Origin of the sequence: Sphingomonas arabinosi, from assembly GCF_036663715.1 — a bacterium.
Classification (GTDB): Bacteria; Pseudomonadota; Alphaproteobacteria; order Sphingomonadales; family Sphingomonadaceae; genus Sphingomonas.
This window is the reverse complement of sequence record NZ_JAXOJN010000002.1, coordinates 129978-148568: the sequence shown is the minus strand read 5'-3', so window position 1 is coordinate 148568 and position 18591 is coordinate 129978. Positions and strand designations below refer to the sequence as shown.

The 18591-nt window shown below is 65.2% G+C and carries 13 protein-coding genes; 5 read left to right on the top strand and 8 right to left on the bottom strand.

From position 1 onward, the window contains the following. Window position 1: 1 nt before the first annotated feature. Both U1708_RS03630 and U1708_RS03625 read left to right on the top strand, forming a co-directional pair. Window positions 2–3592: an ABC transporter permease/M1 family aminopeptidase gene (locus U1708_RS03630; protein WP_332742842.1), complete on the top strand. Its 3591-nt coding sequence runs from the start codon at window positions 2–4 to the stop codon at window positions 3590–3592. Window positions 3593–3775: 183 nt separating this feature from the next. Beyond that, the gene (locus U1708_RS03625) at window positions 3776–5389 is read left to right on the top strand and encodes a family 43 glycosylhydrolase (RefSeq protein WP_332742841.1); all 1614 of its coding nucleotides are present in this window, start codon (window positions 3776–3778) and stop codon (window positions 5387–5389) included. A 17-nt stretch (window positions 5390–5406) separates the two neighbouring features. Here U1708_RS03625 and U1708_RS03620 read toward each other — a convergent pair whose 3' ends face one another. After that, window positions 5407–6399 (bottom strand): alpha/beta hydrolase, encoded by a 993-nt coding sequence (locus U1708_RS03620; RefSeq protein ID WP_332742840.1) that lies wholly within the window; start codon window positions 6397–6399, stop codon window positions 5407–5409. 76 nt (window positions 6400–6475) lie between these two features. Further along, on the bottom strand, window positions 6476–9514 hold the full coding sequence (locus U1708_RS03615) for a TonB-dependent receptor (protein ID WP_332742838.1): 3039 nt from the start codon (window positions 9512–9514) through the stop codon (window positions 6476–6478). 305 nt (window positions 9515–9819) lie between these two features. Between U1708_RS03615 and U1708_RS03610 the strand changes: the two genes are divergently transcribed. Beyond that, window positions 9820–10203, top strand: a complete 384-nt coding sequence (locus U1708_RS03610) for a cupin domain-containing protein (RefSeq protein WP_332743559.1) — start codon at window positions 9820–9822, stop codon at window positions 10201–10203. A gap of 2 nt (window positions 10204–10205) precedes the next feature. Here the strand turns inward: U1708_RS03610 and U1708_RS03605 are convergent, their stop codons facing one another. The 6 genes from U1708_RS03605 to U1708_RS03580 all read right to left on the bottom strand — a co-directional run bounded on the left by U1708_RS03605 (window position 10206) and on the right by U1708_RS03580 (window position 16109). Next, window positions 10206–11765: a carboxylesterase/lipase family protein gene (locus tag U1708_RS03605; protein WP_332742836.1), complete on the bottom strand. Its 1560-nt coding sequence runs from the start codon at window positions 11763–11765 to the stop codon at window positions 10206–10208. Beyond that, window positions 11752–12759: a sugar kinase gene (locus U1708_RS03600; RefSeq protein ID WP_332742834.1), complete on the bottom strand. Its 1008-nt coding sequence runs from the start codon at window positions 12757–12759 to the stop codon at window positions 11752–11754. The genes U1708_RS03605 and U1708_RS03600 overlap by 14 nt, the downstream gene beginning before the upstream one ends. A 130-nt stretch (window positions 12760–12889) precedes the next feature. Then, on the bottom strand, window positions 12890–13645 hold the full coding sequence (gene kduD / locus U1708_RS03595) for a 2-dehydro-3-deoxy-D-gluconate 5-dehydrogenase KduD (RefSeq protein ID WP_332742832.1): 756 nt from the start codon (window positions 13643–13645) through the stop codon (window positions 12890–12892). A gap of 128 nt (window positions 13646–13773) precedes the next feature. Beyond that, entirely contained in the window at window positions 13774–14616 is an 843-nt protein-coding gene (kduI, locus tag U1708_RS03590) for a 5-dehydro-4-deoxy-D-glucuronate isomerase (protein WP_332742831.1), read from the bottom strand. A gap of 12 nt (window positions 14617–14628) precedes the next feature. Then, on the bottom strand, window positions 14629–14973 hold the full coding sequence (locus U1708_RS03585; RefSeq protein WP_332742830.1) for a hypothetical protein: 345 nt from the start codon (window positions 14971–14973) through the stop codon (window positions 14629–14631). A 98-nt stretch (window positions 14974–15071) separates the two neighbouring features. Further along, on the bottom strand, window positions 15072–16109 hold the full coding sequence (locus U1708_RS03580; protein WP_332742829.1) for a LacI family DNA-binding transcriptional regulator: 1038 nt from the start codon (window positions 16107–16109) through the stop codon (window positions 15072–15074). A 93-nt stretch (window positions 16110–16202) separates the two neighbouring features. On the opposite strand from U1708_RS03580, the gene U1708_RS03575 reads away from it, so the two are divergent. Further along, the gene (locus tag U1708_RS03575) at window positions 16203–17681 is read left to right on the top strand and encodes a UxaA family hydrolase (protein WP_332742827.1); all 1479 of its coding nucleotides are present in this window, start codon (window positions 16203–16205) and stop codon (window positions 17679–17681) included. A 97-nt stretch (window positions 17682–17778) separates the two neighbouring features. Further along, window positions 17779–18576 (top strand): 2-keto-4-pentenoate hydratase, encoded by a 798-nt coding sequence (locus U1708_RS03570; protein ID WP_332742825.1) that lies wholly within the window; start codon window positions 17779–17781, stop codon window positions 18574–18576. The last annotated feature ends 15 nt before the right edge of the window (window positions 18577–18591 follow it).

Here is an 18591-nt window from a genome sequence, read left to right as displayed (position 1 = left end):
CATGTTCGGCCAGATCGCCCGCTTCGAGCTTCGCTATCAACTCCGCAACCCGGTCTTCTGGACCGTCGCGATCCTGTTCTTCCTGCTGACCTTCGGATCGATGACGATCGACCAGATCAAGATCGGCAGCGGCGCGAACATCCACAAGAATGCGCCGGTGGCAGTCGCACAGGTCCACCAGATCATGTCGATCTTCTTCATGTTCGTGACGACCGCGTTCGTCGCCAACGTGATCGTCCGCGACGACGAGAGCGGGTTCGGACCGATGGTGCGATCGACCCGAGTCGGGAAGTTCGACTATCTGATGGCGCGGTTCCTTGGCGCATTCGCGGCGGCGGCGCTGGCGTTCGCCGCGATCCCGCTGGCGATCTGGCTCGGATCGCTGATGCCGTGGGTCGATCACGAGACGCTGGGGCCGAACCGGCTGCACGACTTCGCCTACGCATATTTTTTGCTGGCGCTGCCCAACGTCTTCCTGACCTCGGCGATTTTCTTCGCGGTGGCGACGATGACGCGGTCGATGATGTATTCCTATCTCGGCGTCGTCGTATTCCTGATGCTGTATCTGGCGATGACCTCGATCCTGCGTGCCAAGCCGGAATGGCAGCTGACGGGCAGCTATTTCGAGCTGTTCGGAATCAGCGCATTCATCGGCACGACGCGGTATTGGACCGCGAGCGAGGCCAATGCCGGGATGCCCGCCTTTACCGGCGTCCTGATGTGGAACCGCGCGATCACGGTCGGCGTCGGGCTGGTGGCGATGGCCGTCGCCTATGCGCGCTTCTCGTTTACCGAACGAGGCGTGTCCAAGCGGCGATTGCGCAAGCAACAGCGTGCCACCACGAAGCTGGCGGCCACCGCGCCGCTGATCGTCGAGCGCCTGCCCGCTGCCAGATCGAACGAGGCGAACTGGACGCGGATGATCGCGCGATGTCGGTTCGAGATGGCGCTGGTGTTCCGCAGCCCCGCGTTCGTCGTGCTGCTGTTGATCGGCCTGTTCAATACGCTGGGCGGGATGCTGTTCGCCAACGAGATGTTCGGTGCGCCGATCCGCCAGCTGACCTTCGCGGTGATCGCCACGCTGGAGGGGACGTTCAGCATCATCCCGCTGATCATCGCGATCTATTATTCGGGCGAGCTGGTTTGGCGCGACCGCGAACGGGGCATGCACGAGATCGTCGACGCGACCTCGCTGCCGAACTGGGCATATCTGGTGCCCAAGGTGCTCGCCATCACCGGCGTCCTGTTCGCGACCGCGGTGACGGCGGCGCTGACCGCGTGCGTCGTCCAGCTCGCACGCGGGCAGACCGATCTCGCGCTTGGCCATTATCTCGCCTGGTGGGTGCTGCCGATGACGGTCGACGCGGCGATCCTCGCGATCCTCGCGGTGTTCGTCCAGGCGCTCAGTCCCAACAAATACATCGGCTGGGCGATCATGGTCGTCTATCTGGTCGGCACGATCACGCTGACCAACATGGGCTTCGAACACCCATTGTATCAATATGGCAGCACCGGGACGGTCCAGCTGTCGGACATGAACGGCGCGCAGGTCGGCGGCCCGCGCGGATGGTGGCTGAGGTTGTATTGGGGCTCGGTCGCGCTTGCATTGTGCGTCTTCGCGCACCTGCTCTGGCGGCGCGGTACGGAGACGCGGTTGGGGGTCCGTCTCGCGCAGGTTCCCCGCCGGTTGCTCGGGGCGCCTGGCGTCGTGCTGGCAGGTGCGTTGATCGCGACGGCGGCAAGCGGTGCATATCTGTATCACGACATGGACGTCATCAACCGCTATCGCACCACGCAGGACGGTGAGGCGCGGCTGGCTGCGTATGAGAAGAAGTATCTCAAATACGCCGTGCTGAAGCAGCCGTCGATCACCGACATGCGCCTGAACGTTGCGCTCTACCCCGACCAGCGTCGGATGCAGGCGAGCGGCACCTATGTCTTTGTCAACGATACCGGCGCGCCGTTGTCCGACCTGCACGTCCGCCTGATGAACGACCAGACGCGACTGGGCAAAGTCGTCATTCCCGGCGCTCGGCTGGTGATGGACGACGGCGACATGCAATACCGCATCTACCGGTTCGCGACGCCGCTCGCGCCCGGCGCACGCGGCACGATGACGTTCGAGGCGACCCGGTGGCAGCGTGGGCTGGTCGCCAACAACGACGATACCCGCGTGGTCGGCAACGGCAGCTTCCTGCAGAACAGCGAGTTCGCTCCACAGTTCGGCATGGACCGGAACGGCATGCTGCAAGACCGGGCGAAGCGCCGGAAATACGGCCTGACGCCGGAGCTGCGTCCCGCCAAGCTGGAGGACCGTTCGGCGCAGGCGCGCAACCTGATCAACAACGCGCCGTGGGTCCGGTCCGACATCACCGTCTCGACCATCGCGGGTCAGGTGCCGGTAGCGCCGGGCCGCAAGGTCGCGGACACGACGACGTACGGACGCCGGACCGCCAGATTCGTATCGACGGCGCCGATCCTCGCTTTCTTCTCGGTTCAGTCCGCAGCCTATGCCGAACGCTCGCGGACCGTCGACGGCACGGTGCTGACGGTGTTCTACGACCCACAACATGCGTTCAACGTCGATCGGATGCTCGACGCGATACAGCGCTCGCTCGCCTATTACCGCGCCAATTTCGGGCCCTATCAGTTCGACTATGCGCGCATTCTCGAGTTCCCAGGCTATGCGAGCTACGCCCAGGCGTTCGCGGGAACGATCCCCTATTCGGAGCGCATCGGCTTCGTCGCGGACACGCGCGATCCCGACAAGATCGACTATGTCAGCTATGTCACCGCGCACGAGCTGGGGCATCAATATTGGGGCCACCAGCTGGTCGGCGCCGACATGCAGGGCGGGACGATGCTGGTCGAGACCATGGCGCAATATTCCGCGCTGATGGTGATGAAGCACCAATATGGCGACGACAAGATCCGCCGCTTCCTGAAGTACGAACTCGACAGCTACCTGCGGTCGCGCGGCGGCGACGTGGTGGAGGAAATGCCACTCGATCGGGTCGAGAACCAGGGGTACATCCACTACCGCAAGGGATCGCTGGTCATGTACCTGCTGCAGGACCGTCTGGGCGAGGACCGCGTCAACGCCATGCTGCGCGGTCTGCTCGCGCGCTATCGCTTCAAGGGAAGGCCCTTCCCGCGCTCGCTCGATCTGGTCGACGGCTTCCTGTCGCTGGCCCGCACGCCTGCTGAACGGCAGCTCGTGCTCGACCTGCTCGATCGTATCACGGTGTACGACCTGAAGACGACCGGTGCGGCAACGCGCACGCTGCCCGACGGCAGTTTCGAGACGATACTGACGATCGATGCCGCGAAGGCCTATGCGAACGGCACCGGCGTCGAGAAGCCCGCGCCGCTGGCCGACACGATCGACGTCGGCGTGTTCGACCAGCGTCCCGGCCTCGGCAGCTTCGCAGCGAAGGACGTGATCTTGAAGGAGCGCCAGCCGATCGTCTCGGGCGTACAGACCATCCGCATCGTGACACGGCGGAAGCCGGCCTTTGCTGGGGTCGATCCGTACAACATGTACGTGGATCGTAACGGCGACGATAATGTCGTGGCCGTTACCTCGCAGTAAGGAAGTATGCCTGTCGCAATATGTCGCTTTCCAGGCTATTCCTGCCGGACGTCCGCCGGTGAACTGGTGACGTCGTATATCGGCGCCCGACGTGTCGATGGTTCGACGACCATCCAGTAAGTATCGCGCGGCAGGCTATCTCGACAGCGCAACGAACGCTGCGGATGAAAAGAGGAGATGCGCATGGCCTATAGTCGCCGGGAGACCCTTGGACTGGCGTTAGCGAGCGGGGCAGTGGCGCTGCCTCTTTCGTCGCCCTTGGCCGCAGAACCGCTCGGGCCCGACGTCAGCGTGCCGCGATCCGATGGCGACTGGCGGCGTGGTTTCGAGGGGCAGCGCGTGGCCGACCTCGGCGATGGTCGCTTCCTCAATCCGCTGATTGCAGGGGACCATCCCGATCCCGCCATCCTGAAGGACGGCGCGGACTATTACATGACCTTTTCCAGTTTCGATTCCTATCCGGGGCTGACGATCTGGCACAGCCGCGACCTGGTCAACTGGCAGCCGCGCAAGGCCGCGCTGACCAAGAATATCGGCTCGGTCTGGGCGGTCAGCCTGGAGAAGCACGACGGTCGGTACTTTCTGTACATACCGGTCAAGGCCAAGCCGAACGCGATCCACGTCATCTGGGCCGATCATATCGATGGCCCCTGGTCCGATCCGATCGACCTCGGGCTGCCCGACCATATCGATCCCTGCCACGCGGTCGGCGAGGACGGATCGCGCTGGCTGTTCCTGTCGGGCGGCGACCGCATCCGCCTCGCCGCAGACGGCCTGTCGACGGTCGGCAAGGTCGAGCATGTCTATGATCCGTGGCGCTATCCCGACACGTGGGACGTCGAAGGCTTCAGTCCCGAGGGGCCGAAGATTACCCGCCACGGCGGTTGGTTCTACATGATCACCGCGGTCGGCGGCACCGCGGGGCCACCGACCGGGCACATGGTGATCGTCGCCCGATCGCGCTCGATCCACGGCCCCTGGGTGAACGATCCCGCCAACCCCGTGGTACGAACCGTCAGCACCGACGAGAAATGGTGGTCGCGCGGTCATGCCAGTCTCATCGAGGCGCCTGACGGTAGCTGGTGGTCGATCTATCACGGCTTCGAGAACGGGTATTGGACGCTGGGACGGCAGGCGTTGCTCGATCCGATCCGCTGGACCGCGGACGGCTGGTTCGCGATGACCGGCGGCGACCTGTCGAAGCCCTTGCCCAAACCGCGGGGCGGCGCGGCTCTCCCCCACGGGCAACCGCTCTCGGACGATTTTCGCACGCTGCAAATCGGCAGCAAGTGGAATTTCTTTCGGCCAAGCCCGACCGAACGCGACCGCGCGCGGACCGATGGCGGTGCGTTGATCCTGAAGGCCATCGGCACGGCCCCGGTCGATTCGTCCCCCTTCATGCTGATTGCGGGCGACCAGGCCTATCGGTTCGAATGCGATATCGAGATCGCGCCCGGCGGTACCGCAGGGCTCGTGCTGTTCTACGACGACAAGCTGTATTGCGGGTTGGGCTTCGACGAACACCGCTTCGTCACGCATCAATATGGCGCCGAGCGCGGGCGTCCAGCCAATCCGCACGGGCGCCGCATGCGGATCCGGATCACGAACACGCGCCACATCGTCGCGATCCATACCAGCGGCGATGCCGGCAAGAGCTGGCAACGCTTCGATCGCGGCATGGAGGTGTCGGGCTATCACCACAATGTCCGCGGCGGGTTCCTGATGTTGCGGCCCGGCCTGTATTCGGCGGGCAGCGGGGAGGCACGCTTTCGCGACTTCCGGTACCAGGCGCTCTGATCGCAGTTGGAGGTGCTTCAGCCAAAGTCTTGGGCGTGCGACCATTCCGCGAACAGCGTCGGCCATAGCGCCACCGGCTTGCCGACCGCCCTGCTCATGCCGAAGCCGTGTCCCCCGGTCGCGAACAGATGCGTTTCGACCGCGACGCCGGCCTTGATCGCAGCCGCGCGAAACGCCAGCGTATTGTCGACCGGGACGGTGCGGTCGTCTTCGGCATGGAGAAGAAAACACGGTGGCGTCGCCGACGTCACGTTCGAGGCGGTCGAATGTGCTTGCTCCAACGCGGACGTCGGCGAAGGCCCGAGCAGCAGCGTGCGCGATCCGGGATGGGCGAGCGGCAAGGCCATCGACTGCACCGCATACATCAACGCGGCGGCATCGGGCCGAGCGCTGCCGCGGTCGGCGGCATCGACCGGGGTGTAGGTATCCTCCGCGAACCGGGTCGCGAGGTCGCCGCAGACGTGACCACCCGCCGAGAACCCCATCGCGGCGACCCGGTCTGGCTTGATTCCGTATTTGTCGGCGCGGGCGCGGATCAAACGGATGGCACGCTGCGCATCCGACAGGGCGACGTTTGGCCCCGCCGCCCAACCATCGCCGGGCAAGCGGTAGAACAGCACGAACACCGTCCAGCCACGGTCCGCGAGCCAGCGGGCAATCTCATATCCCTCGCGGTCGACGACGATCCGGACATAGCCACCGCCCGGCATCACCAGCATCGCCGACCCGTTGGGCTTGGCCGGGCGGAACACGACCATCCGCGGACGGGCGATGCCGTGGACGGCGCGGTCGGTCACAGCAGCATCCGTGGCCCGATCCACCACCACCTCGACCGGTAATTTCGGCGGCGCGCCGGGTGCGCCCGCCGGCCAGAGGTCGATCGTTTCGGTAGGGTCCGGCAGTCTCGGCAGGCGGCTACCGACACGTGCAGGCGGCGGTGTCTGTGCAGCCGCGCCGGCCGAAAGGCCCGCGGCCAACGTGCCCAGGATTGCACTCCGACGATCGATCATACGCTTCGGTCCAAAAAAGAAAGGCGCACTCCGTGAGGAATGCGCCCGAGGAGAGGGGAGACTATGTCCGTCGCACCTACATCTTGAAGCGTGCGCCGACGAGGAAGGTGCGGCCGAAGTGATTATTCTCGTAGTTCCGGTTGGTGTCGAGATCGGTGTACCGGCTGCGATAATTGTCGGTCAGGTTGGTTCCCTCGAGCGACACCTCGACGATCGGCGTCAACTTGTAGCGTAACGAGGCATCGACGTTGAGCGTGGAGTTGTATCCCTCGAACAGATTGCCCGTTGCCGAGCTGCCGTCGATGTACGGGCTGCGATAGCTTACCGAACCACGCGCGCTGAACTTCTTGTCTTCGTAATAGAGCGTACCGTTATACGCGCGCTTCGACAGGCCGTAGAGCGTCGCGGTACGCGTGGTGGCGGGCAATGCGCCGAGCACGCCGCCGGGCGAAATCACGGCACCGGTCACGGGGTTGAACGTCGCGCGCGATACCGTGGTCGCCGGACCGCCCTGCGTATAGTCGGCCTTCGAGTCGACGAACGTCGCGTTCGCCAGGAAGCCGAAGTTCTTCAGGAAGCCGGGCAGGAAGCGGAAGCTCGACTGGAGCGAGATTTCCATGCCCTTCAGCGAAGCGCCCTCGCCGTTGATGGGCGCGTTGATCTGCCACTCCTGTGCCTCTGGATTGAGCGCAGCGGGCGAGCTGGCGGGGATCACCGAGAGCGGCAGGCCGGTCGAGGCGAAGGTGCCGCTGCGTGGCTGGGTGACGGGGAAGCTCTCGATCAGCTTCTTGAACACCGCGACCGAGAAGATCGACTGCGGCGCGAAATACCATTCGGCGGCGAGATCGAGCGCGGTCGCGCGGAACGGCTTAAGCTGCGGGTTGCCGAACGTCACGCGGTAATTGAAGCCGTCGACCGAACCGCCCGGCGTCAGGCTGCCCAGGCTCGGCCGCGTCAACACCTTGGAGATCGCGCCGCGCAGGATGATCTTTTCGGTCGGGAATAGCGCGACGTTGATCGCCGGGAGCCAGTCGTCGTAGCTGCGACCCACCGTTGCGGGCGTGTTGATGGTGACGCCGCCGACGACCGCCGACGAGATGCCGGTCGATTTCTGGCTGGTATGGGCATAGCGCATGCCCGCGTTCGCCGCGTAGTTCAGGCCGAGGATGTCGCCCTTCACGTCGAACTGGGCGTAACCGCCGGTGACTTCCTCGATCACGCTGCGGGTGTCACCAACCAGCACGGTCGGTGTACGGCCGTACAGCCCCGTATAGGCAGCCGACGCGTCGATGTTCGGCACCAGGAAACTGGTGGTCGTTCCCGACGGCTGCCCGGCCTTGCCCAGGTTGAAAATCTCGCCGAGATTCCCAGCCGGGAAACCGTAGATCGCGGTGGGACCGAATAGCGTGTTCGGCGAACAGGTGAGCGTGCCGAGCACGACGTCCTTGCCGCCGGCATTGGGGCAGACCACCGCATCGCGCGAGAAGCCCTTGGTATCAAACGAGAAGCGACGATACATCGCACCCGCCTTGATCTGGAACCCTTCGGCGACGTCCCATTCGGTGCGCAACTGTCCGGTCCGGAAGGTGTTGACCGTTTCCGACGGCCGGTCGCGAATTTCGGCAAGCTGGAAGTTGGCCGGATCGGTGACGCTGGTCCCGAAGGTCAGCGTCGGGCGCTTCATGTCGGTATAGTCGTAGCTATACCCCTGCGCGTCGCGATCGTCGAACACGAAGGTCGTCTCGACCGGGATCGTCGCATCCGATTTCGAGAAGCCGCCGAGAAGCGTGAAGCGGAACGTGTCCGTCACGTCCTGATCCCAGCTGCCGCCCAACTGATAGAATTCGGTCTGGGACTTGCGCAAATAATGCTCGGTGCGGACCCAGGCGTCGTTGAGCGTCGCCTTCACGAGATTGTTGTTGCCGTCGATCGTGAAGTTGCTGATGTCGATCGAGCGTTCGTTCGAGCGAAGCAGCACTTCTCCCCATTCCTCCTCGCGGGTCTCCTTGAAGCGCGAATACAGCCCGTCGATCGAGATCTTGGTCGACTCCGTCGGCGCCCACTGGATGCTGCCGGTCAGGCCGAGCCGTTCGCGGTCGTGCCGCACCGAGCCGTAGCGCGGGATACGCGGGTGGAACGCGAGCGCCGCCTGGTCGCACACTGCCTGGTTGGTGTAGCTGCCGCCCCGGTTCGGCTGGGTGAAGCAACGGGTGCCGTTCACCGAATCGAAGACGCCCTGCGCCCAGCGCACGCTGTTGTTGCCGAGCTCGAAATTGTTGGTCTTCGTGTACGCGCCGGACAGTGCGACACCGAACGTGCCGTCGGCCGACTTCCACGAGAGCAGGCCGGCGAGCCTCGGTCCGAAATTCTTGCTGAGGTCGTTATAGCTCGCCTGCGCGGAGCCGACGAGCGTGAAGCCGGTCTTGCCGCCGAGTGGATTGCCGGTGTTCAGATCGACCACCGCGCCGAGCGACCCTTCGTCGAGCGAGGCCTCCGCAGTCTTGTGGACGACGATCGAATTGAAGAGTTCGGATGCGAACACGTTGAAATCGAACGCGCGGTCGCGGTTTGAACTGGCGCCGTCGGTCGACGTCGCCACCGTCTCCAGACCATTCACGCGCACGCGAGTATATTGTGCGCCGAGACCACGAACCGTGATTGCCCGCCCCTCGCCCGCGTCGCGCTGGATCGAGATGCCGGGAATACGCTGCAGCGACTCGGCGAGGTTCTGATCGGGGAACTTGGCGATATCCTCCGCGACGATCGCGTCGACCGAGGACACCGATTGGCGCTTCACGTTGAGCGCGGCGTCGAGCGACTTGCGGAAACCGGTGACGACGATCTCGGCGGTCTGACCATCCGCGGCGACCGCGTCGGGCGCAGCCTGCGGTGCGGTCGTCGCGGCCGGATCGCTCGCCCCACCCTGCGGCACGACCGCAGTCTGCGCGGGCGAGGGATCGACCTGCGCCGGTGTGCCGGGCGTCGTCGCGTTCGGAATCTGGGCGGCCTGCGCCGACGCGATCGAAGGTACGGCGAGCGCGAGAACCAGACTGCCCGCCGAGACGGTACCGAGCCAGCTCATCCGTCGAGTCGCAACCGTTGCTTGAACTTCCATTGCATCCACTCCCCATTCGGCCGTTGCCGATGACACCGGTTGCGCAGCCGAAACCTCGTCGCTGCACCACCGACCTGATTGTTCGAAGAGTTGGACCCGTAAAATGTCACGGCGGCACCCGATCCTCTCCCGAAAGGCCAGCTCTTGCTGGTCCTTCCCCCGGTCCCTTGTCTGCCTAGGTAACCGGTGTCACAACAATGTCGCATGATCTTTGGCGTGTCAACATACCGCGTCGCACATCGCATGAAGCAGGAGATGCACCGATGAAACGAACCGCTATCACCGCACTCGCAGTCGCGACGATGATGCCGGCGGCGGGCCTCGCGCAGCAGCCCGGATCGCGACCGATGGTCGTCGTGGACGAGGCCGATACGGTACGCCAGGAGCCCCCTCCGCACGGTGCGATCGGCTCCAGCACCGCCTACCGGATCAGCGACGGCGTGCCCGGGCGAACGATGGAGTTCCGCAAACGCATCTTGCACCCGGGCAGCGCGATCGGCCTCCACCGCATCGCGCACGACGAAGTATATTACGTGATCTCCGGCACCGGCTCAGTCTCGTCCGGTGGCGTGACGCGACCGGTACGGACTGGCGTAGCGGCCTATCTGTTCGACGGCGAGACGGTCGGCATCCGCCAGACCGGCAGCGAACCGCTCGCGCTGATCGTCGCCTATCCAATCCCGCGCTGAGATCAGGTGCCCGGCTGGATATACGGTACGCGGGCGAACAGTTCGCGCTCCCACCGGCGTGGATCGTTCTCCAGTCTGGAGCGGGCGTCGAAGATCATCGTCGCGCGCTTGGCACGATCGTACCGCGGCCATGCCGGCGCTCCCGCGTGGTTGGGATCACCCGTGTTCGCGAACGCGACGAAACTGTCCTGCATCGCCTTCGAGGCGGCAAGGGCGTCCGCTGCCGTGCCGGTCTGCGATCCGGTGGCGTCCAGCGTCCCGAACACCAGCGGGATATCCATCGTATGAAACGCGCCGCGCCGCGGGTCCGTCCGTGACGCGAAATCCACCTGATAGACCCAGGCCGGCGCGCCTGCATCGACGCGTGCTTCCGCCTCGATCACTTGCCCGCGCCAGCTCCGCCCGGCGGTGGTCGCGGCATAGAAGACAGCGGTCGGCGTCCAGTCCGGATAGCGTGCGCGGTACTGCGCCACGACCCATTCGGGCAGGATGTCAATCTTGAGCTCGGGCGCCATGCGCGCGGCGAGGTTGCTCCAGTCGAGCCCCCTCACCTTCGTCGAGTCCGGGGCGAGGAAGCCACGGGTTTCATCGTGGGTGTTGCCGAGCATCATCGGGATGCGGTTACCGAGCGGGTTCGCGTCGGGCCAGAATGGATGCCGCGGCAGCCAAGTCATGTCGAGCACGGGACCGAAATACACGCCACCGCCCATGATCGGATCGCTTGCGGACAACGCCTCGACAAGTTTCTCGACCGGGATCGTCAGCAACGGCGCAAGGTCGGTCTCGGCCACGCCCAGCTTCGCCAGATACGCACGCGTCCGCGCGGTGGCGTTGAGCGGGCCCGATGCCGTAACCTGCTGCCCGCTCATCGTCGCGGCCCGGTGGAACAGGCCGGCGGCGGCGGGCATCCCCATCATCGTCGCGATCTTTGCACCGCCGCCCGACTGGCCGAACACCATGACCCGAGACGGATCGCCGCCGAACGCCGCAATGTTGTCGCGCACCCATTGCAGTGCGAGGATCAGGTCAAGCTGCCCTGCATTGCCGCTGTCGGGAAACCGGGGACCGAGCCGCGCGAGGTACAGATAGCCCAGCGCATTGAGCCGGTGGTTGACCGTCACGACCACGACATCGCCGCGCGCCGCCAACGCCTGCCCGTCATTTTGCGGATCGGTGACGCTGCCGTTCGAATAGGCGCCGCCGTGGATATAGACCATCACCGGCTTTTTCGCGCGGTGATCGGCCTCCGCGGTCCAGACGTTGAGGAACAGGCAGTCCTCCGACTGTGGGGCATACGGGCCGGACTGTGGGCAGACCGGCCCGAACGCCTGCGCCGGCCGTATCTGGCCCGGTATCGCGACCCGCACCGGTGCACAGAAGCGATCGGCCCGGCCGTAGCGGATGCCCTTGAACGCGGTGACGCCCCGGTCCGGCACGCCGATAAAATCGCCCGCCGGCGCGCGGACGGTCGACGGAGCAGCCGCACGCGCATGCCCCGCGAGCATCAGCGCTGCGGCGCCCCAGATCGTACGACGTCGCGTCCAGCCGTCAGCGGCGGACATCGAGCCCACCCGCCAGATACGCGTCGATATCGGCCTGTCGGAACAGGCTCGCATCGCCCGGTAACGAGTGCTTCAGAGCAGCCAGCGCGAGGCCGATCCGCGCCACCTCCCCAAGATCCTCGCCCGAGCGCAGCCCGTGGAGCACGCCAGCCGCGAATGCATCGCCGCCGCCGATCCGGTCGACGATCCCGGCAAGCACGACCTCGTCGGTCTGGACATGCGTTTCTCGCGTGTCGATCCGCGCGGACAGGCGGTGGAGATCGACGTGCTCGACGTGGCGGGCGGTCGACGCGATCGTCTGCAGCCGCGGGAACGCCGCGAAAGCCGCCTCGGCTGCCTCGCGCCGCCGGTCCTCCGCGTCGCTGGAGAAATCTCGACCGAGCAGGAGCGCGATGTCGCGGTGGTTGCCGAACATCAGGTCGGCATGCGCGACGAGTTGGGTCAGGATCCCGCGCGGGTTGGAGTCCCAGCGCTCCCACAGTTTGCCGCGCCAGTTGCCATCGAACGAGACGGGAATGCCGCGCTGCGTGGCCGCCTCGACGGCCGCGAGAGCGCTTTCCGCCGGCACTGGGCCGAGTGCGGGCGTAATGCCGGAAAGGTGGAAGCGATCGACGCCCGCGAGCAGCGCGTCCCAGTCCCAGGCGCTCGACGGCGCTTCGGCGAACGACGACCAGGCGCGGTCGTAGATCACTTCGGTCGCGCGGAGCCCGGCGCCGGAGGTTACGAAATACAGTCCCATCCGCTCGCCCCCGACGGTCACTGTCGACGTCTCTACACCATGCCCGCGGAGCGTGGTAATGGCCGCGCGACCGAGGTCGTTATCGGGCACCATCGTCGCCATGCCGACATCGTGCCCCAGCCGAGCAAGCTGCGTGACGACGTTGGCTTCCGCGCCGGCGACCCACACGTCGAACTTCGGCGTCTGCAACAGCAGTTCGCGCCCCGGTGGCGAAAGCCGCAGCATGATTTCGCCGAACGCCAGAAACTTAGCCATATCGCCCCTTCATCTCGTTCCACCCCGCCCTGGGGACCGCCGCCTAGTGCAGGGTGGAATGGGCGTGCCACGACGAATACGCTCGCGGAAGCCCCCCCTCGTCAGCCTAGCGCGGTCGCCCTATGCCGAGTCATCGTGCCAGCCAGCCGCCGTCGACGGCCAGGATATGCCCCTGAACATAGTTTGCAGCCGCCGACGACAGGAAGACCGCCGCGCCGCCAAGATCGCTCGCATCGCCCCATTTCCCTGCCGGAATGCGGTCGAGGATCGAGCGGTTGCGGGTCTCGTCCGCCTGTAGGGCGGCCGTGTTGTTGGTCGCGATATAACCGGGTGCGATCGCGTTGACGTTGACGCCCTTGCTCGCCCACTCGTTCGCCAGCAGCTTGGTCAGGCCGCCGATGCCCGACTTCGACGCCGTATAGCTCGGCACGCGGATGCCGCCCTGGAACGTCAGCATCGAGGCGATGTTGACGATCTTGCCGCCACCGTTTGCGATCATATGCCGGCCGGCTGCCTGGCACAGGAAGAACACCGACTTCAGGTTCGTGTCGATCACCGCGTCCCAGTCGGCTTCGGTGAAGTCGACCGCATCGGCGCGACGGATGATGCCGGCGTTGTTGATCAGAATGTCGAGACCGCCGAGCTTTGCCACCGTCTCGTCGACGACGCGCTGCACCGGTTCGATCGTCGATAAGTCGGCGGACACGATCTCCGCTTTTCGCCCGAGCGCGCGGATTTGTGCCACGGTTTCCTCGGCGGGGGTGCGGCCGACGCAGGCGACGTCGGCGCCGGCCGTTGCAAGCGCGATCGCGATCGCTTGGCCGATGCCCGTGTTCGCGCCGGTGACGATGGCGACCTTGCCGGTCAGGTCAAAGGGGTTTGTCATCGCTATCTCCTCCCCTCCCGCATGCGGGAGGGGTCGGGGGTGGGCTCGCGCTTTCCTCGAGCGGATCAGTGGAGGTGAGCGCATGCCCACCCCCTGCCCCCTCACGCAAGCGGGAAGGGGAAAATCGGTTACGCCAGCTGGCAGATATCCAGGACGTTCATGTCGGTATAATCCTGGTTCTCACCGGCCATCGCCCAGATGAACGCATACGCCTTCGTCCCCGAACCCATGTGGATCGACCAGGGCGGGCTGATCACCGCCTCCTCGTTCGCCATGACGATGTGGCGGGTCGCTTCGCCTTCGCCCATGTAGTGGAACACGCGGTCCTTCTCGAGATCGTCGAGCTCGAAGTAGAAATAGATTTCGCTGCGACGCTCATGGATGTGCGGCGGCATGGTATTCCAGACCGAGCCCGGCTTCAGCACGGTGAGCCCCATGACAAGCTGCGCGCTGTCGCAGATACCGGGGATGACCATCTGGTAGATCGTCCGCTCGTTCGACTCCTCGAGGCTGCCACGCTCCAGCGTGGTCGCATCGCCGACCGAGATCACGCGCGTCGTGAACGCCTTGTGCGCTGGGCACGACGCCAGATAGAAGCGTGCGCCGTCGCCGGAGAACTGCACGTCCTTCGCGCCCATCGTCACGTACAGGCAGTCCTTGTTGCCGAGCGCGAACGTCTCGTCATCGACCGTCACGGTGCCGCCGACCTTGCCGACGTTGACGACCGCGAGCTCGCGACGTTCGAGGAACGGGTGACCCGCCGCCGATGCCGGCTCGGTCTGGTCGGGCAGCTTGACGCTACCGCTGGCGACCGCGACGCCGCCGATCACGAAACGTTCGGCATGCGTGTAGTTCAGCACGCACTCGCCGTCGCGGAACAGGTCCTGGATCAAATAGCGGTCGCGCAGTTCGTCGTTGGAGACGCATTCCATCATGTCGGGGTGAGTGGCGTAATAGGTGCGATCGTACATAAAGGACTCCGGTCAGGCCGCTTGCGCGACGGAAAAGGGTTCATCGATCCGATAGGCTCGGAGAAAGAGATCATTGGTGGGTTCATGCGCCAATTCAGGGGCTTCCCAGTCGCAAGACGGTGCTTCACGACCAAAGCCACCCTGGCCGTCGAGCACTCGATAGTCGTCGCGCACGAGTGGCAGCGAGGTCGCCTTGGTAAAGTTCGCATCGTCCGCAAACACGGTCGGATCGGCATGGCTATGCGAGCCGATGGTCGGCAACGCGGCCACCTCGGCGAACCGTGGCCGTACGCTCGCAGACGTTGCCTGTTCCGCCGGGAAAAGGTGGTCCGGATGCAGTTCCAGAGCCATTGCCATCATCCATCCTCCTTGCCGCTTCGCGCGATCCTGGGCGATCCTGGGCGATCTGGTAACCGGTGTCAGCAAGCCATGCAACCGTCAATCCATTCGGATTCTCAAGTCTCGATGTCGGCGGGCGGCGAGACCGAGGCGCGGCGAATCAGCGTCGACAGGAACAGCGAAGGCTCCTCGACCAGATCGCTGCCATCGTCGGCACCGGCGATCAACTTCAACGCGGCCGAGCGCGCCATCGACGCGATCGGCCAGCGGACCGTGGTGAGCGGGGGCCAGACATGCGCGGCGATCGGCGTATCGTCGAAGCCGATAATCGACAGGTCGCGCGGAATCTCGAGCCCGCGTTGCCGCGCGGCGTGGATGATGCCCGCGGCCATCTCGTCGTTGGACGAGAAGATCGCGGTCGGCCGCGGCATCACGTCGAGCAACCGCTCCGCCGCGACCAGCCCCGATTCAAACGTGTAGTTCCCATCCGCGATCATGCTGCGCGGCAAAGCGATTCCAGCGGCAGCCAAGGCGTCCTCGAACCCCAGGCGCCGTTCACGCGCCGACCGGAACCCGTGCGGTCCCGCCACCAGACCGATCCGACGGTGCCCCTGCTCGATAAGATACTCGGCCGCCGCCCGCACCGCCTCTCGGTCGTTCGACGCGACCATATGTTCGGTGTCGTCGATCACGGCCGAACCCATCCGGACGTAGCGACAGCCGATCGAGTCGCAGAGTTTGGCAACGGAATCATTCTCGCTGACCGGCGGCATAAGCAGCACCCCGAACAGCCTTTGCCGCTCCAGGAAATGTCGCAGATCGTCGAGCATCGTCGCGGATCCGCGATCGAGCGGCCGTACGACCATCTCGAACTCGGTCCCGTGCAACGCCTCGAGCATGCCCTGCTGCACATTCAGGACTGTCTGGGCATTGGGATTGTCGTGGACGAGCCCGATCAGGAAATTGCGGCGGAGCGCCAGCGCGCGCGCCTGCGGATTGGGAATATAGCCGAGCTCGCCGATCACGTCCTCGACCCGCTTGCGCGTATCGTCGTTGAGCAGCGGCGACCGGTTGATCACCCGGCTCACCGTCTTCTTGGAAACCCCGGCGATCCGGGCCACATCGTTGATCGTTGGCTGACCGGTCTTCTGCATTACGCAGACATAGCAGACCCGAGCGAGCCGTCTTGCGGAAAAGCGACAGCCGCCGCATAATGTTGACACCGGTTACCAATACGAGAGGGTGCGATGGCCAAAGCTTTGAGGGTCGATCCGCGCGACGGCGTGGCGACACTGCTCGCCGATGCATCGGCCGGCGATGTCGTCAACGTCGGCGATACCGAGATTGCGCTGGCCGCCGATATCGGTCGCGGACACAAGGTTGCGCTCGCACCGATCGCAGCCGGTGATCCGGTGCTGAAATTCGGCTTTCCGATCGGCCACGCAACGCAGGCGATCATGCCGGGCGCGCACGTCCATTCGCACAACCTCAAGACCGGCCTGGAAGGCACCCTCGCCTATCGGTTCGATCCGGTCGATACCGCGTCGGCCCCGCGCGTATCCGCTGCGACGTTTCAGGGTTATGTTCGCGCCGACGGCAGCGTCGGTACGCGCAACGAGATCTGGATATTGTCGACGGTCGGCTGCGTTGCGCGCACGGCCGAGCGTATCGCGACCAAGGCCGCCGTGCTGGTCGGCGATACGGTCGACGGCGTCCACGCTTTCACCCACCCCCATGGCTGTTCGCAGCTCGGCCAGGACCTGGAGGGCACGCGGACGATCATGGCAAGCCTCGCATGCCACCCCAATGCTGGCGGCGTGCTGATCGTCGGGCTCGGCTGCGAAGAGAACCAGATCAAGGCGTTGCTCGCAGCGATCCCGGAGTCGCGCCGCGCGACGATCCGCACGTTGACGACTCAGGCGAGCGGCGACGAGATCGCAGAAGGCTGCGCACTGGTCGCCGAACTCGCCGCGCTGGCGAAGGCGGAGCGCCAGCCGGTCGGCCTCGATAAGCTCGTGCTGGGAGTAAAGTGCGGCGGGTCTGACGGCCTGTCCGGGCTGACCGCCAACCCGTTGGTCGGCCGGATAAGCGACCGCGTCGTTTCGGCGGGTGGCCGCGTGCTGGTGACGGAAATCCCTGAGATCTTCGGTGCCGAACAGATGCTGATGAACCGCGCGGCGAGCGAGCCCGTGTTCGAGCGGATCGTCGAGGTCGTCAACGATTTCAAACGCTACTTCCTCGATCACGGCGAAACGGTGTCGGAGAACCCGTCACCCGGCAACGTCGCCGGCGGCATCACCACGCTGGAGGAAAAGTCGCTCGGCGCGGTGCAGAAGGCTGGCCGTGCGGCAGTTGCCGACGTGATCGACTATGGCGCGCGAATCCGGATGGATGGGCTCACGTTGCTGAAAGCGCCGGGCAACGACGCGGTTTCCTCGACCGCACTGGCGGCGGCGGGCGCGACCGCAATCCTCTTCACGACGGGCCGCGGCACGCCGCTCGGCTTCCCCGTCCCGACGATCAAGATAGCGTCGAACACCGACCTCGCCATGCGCAAGCCCGGCTGGATCGATTTCGACGCAGGCGCAGTGCTGGAAGACGGGTTCGCGGCGACCGAGGACGCGCTGCTGGCGCGTATCACTGACATCTCGTCGGGGGCCGAAACCGCCGCGGAGCGAAACGGCGAATGCGAGATCGCGATCTGGAAGCGAGGCGTAACGCTATAAGTCGATCGTCTTCAACCGATCTGCGCATGCCCGCTTGTCAATGACACCGGTTTCCCATAGGCTTCGAAAAAATAGAATGACATGACAGGAGGGGTTCTTGGCGGCACTGCCCGACACGACCGACAACACGACACGGATCGCCAGAACCTTCGTCGAGGCGCGCCGCGAAGGCGGCACCGTTCCCAAATTTCCCGGCGACGTGCCGGCCACGCTCGCCGAGGGCTATGCAGTTCAGGATGCGGCGTTGCTGCTTGCTGAGGGTGTCGTCGCCGGCTGGAAGGTGGGCCGGATCAATCCGCCCCTCGACGGCGTCGACCGCCTGACGGGCCCTATCTTCGTCGATCAGGTCGTGACGGCGAGCGCAGTCCCGGTCGCGATGCCGGTCTTTGCGCATGGATTTGCGGCCGCCGAGGCCGAGTTCCTGCTCAGAATCGGCACCGCGCCCGATCCCGCCAAGACCCGCTACACCGCGGATGAGGCGCGTGCGATGGTCGACGCAGTGCATGTCGGGATCGAGATCGCGAGTTCCCCCTTTCCCGGTATCAACGCGCTGGGACCGACCGTCACCGTGTCCGATTTCGGCAACAACAACGGGCTGGTAGTCGGGGCGGATGCCGAGGGCTGGCGCGAGGGTGACATCAACGACTGGCCGGTCGAACTGTGGATCAACGACGCCTTGATCGGCGCCGCGACGAGTGCGACGATGCTCGATGGACCATTCGGTGCGGTCCGCTATCTGCTCGAACACATGGCGATGCGCGGTATCGCATTGTCGCCGGGACAATGGGTCTCGACCGGCGCGGTTACCGGCGTTCACCCGGTCGTGATCGGCGACCGGGTCGAGGCGCGCTTCGACGGACGGTTCGCCGTCCATTGCACCATCAAGGCCCGCTAGAGGCTGCACTAGATA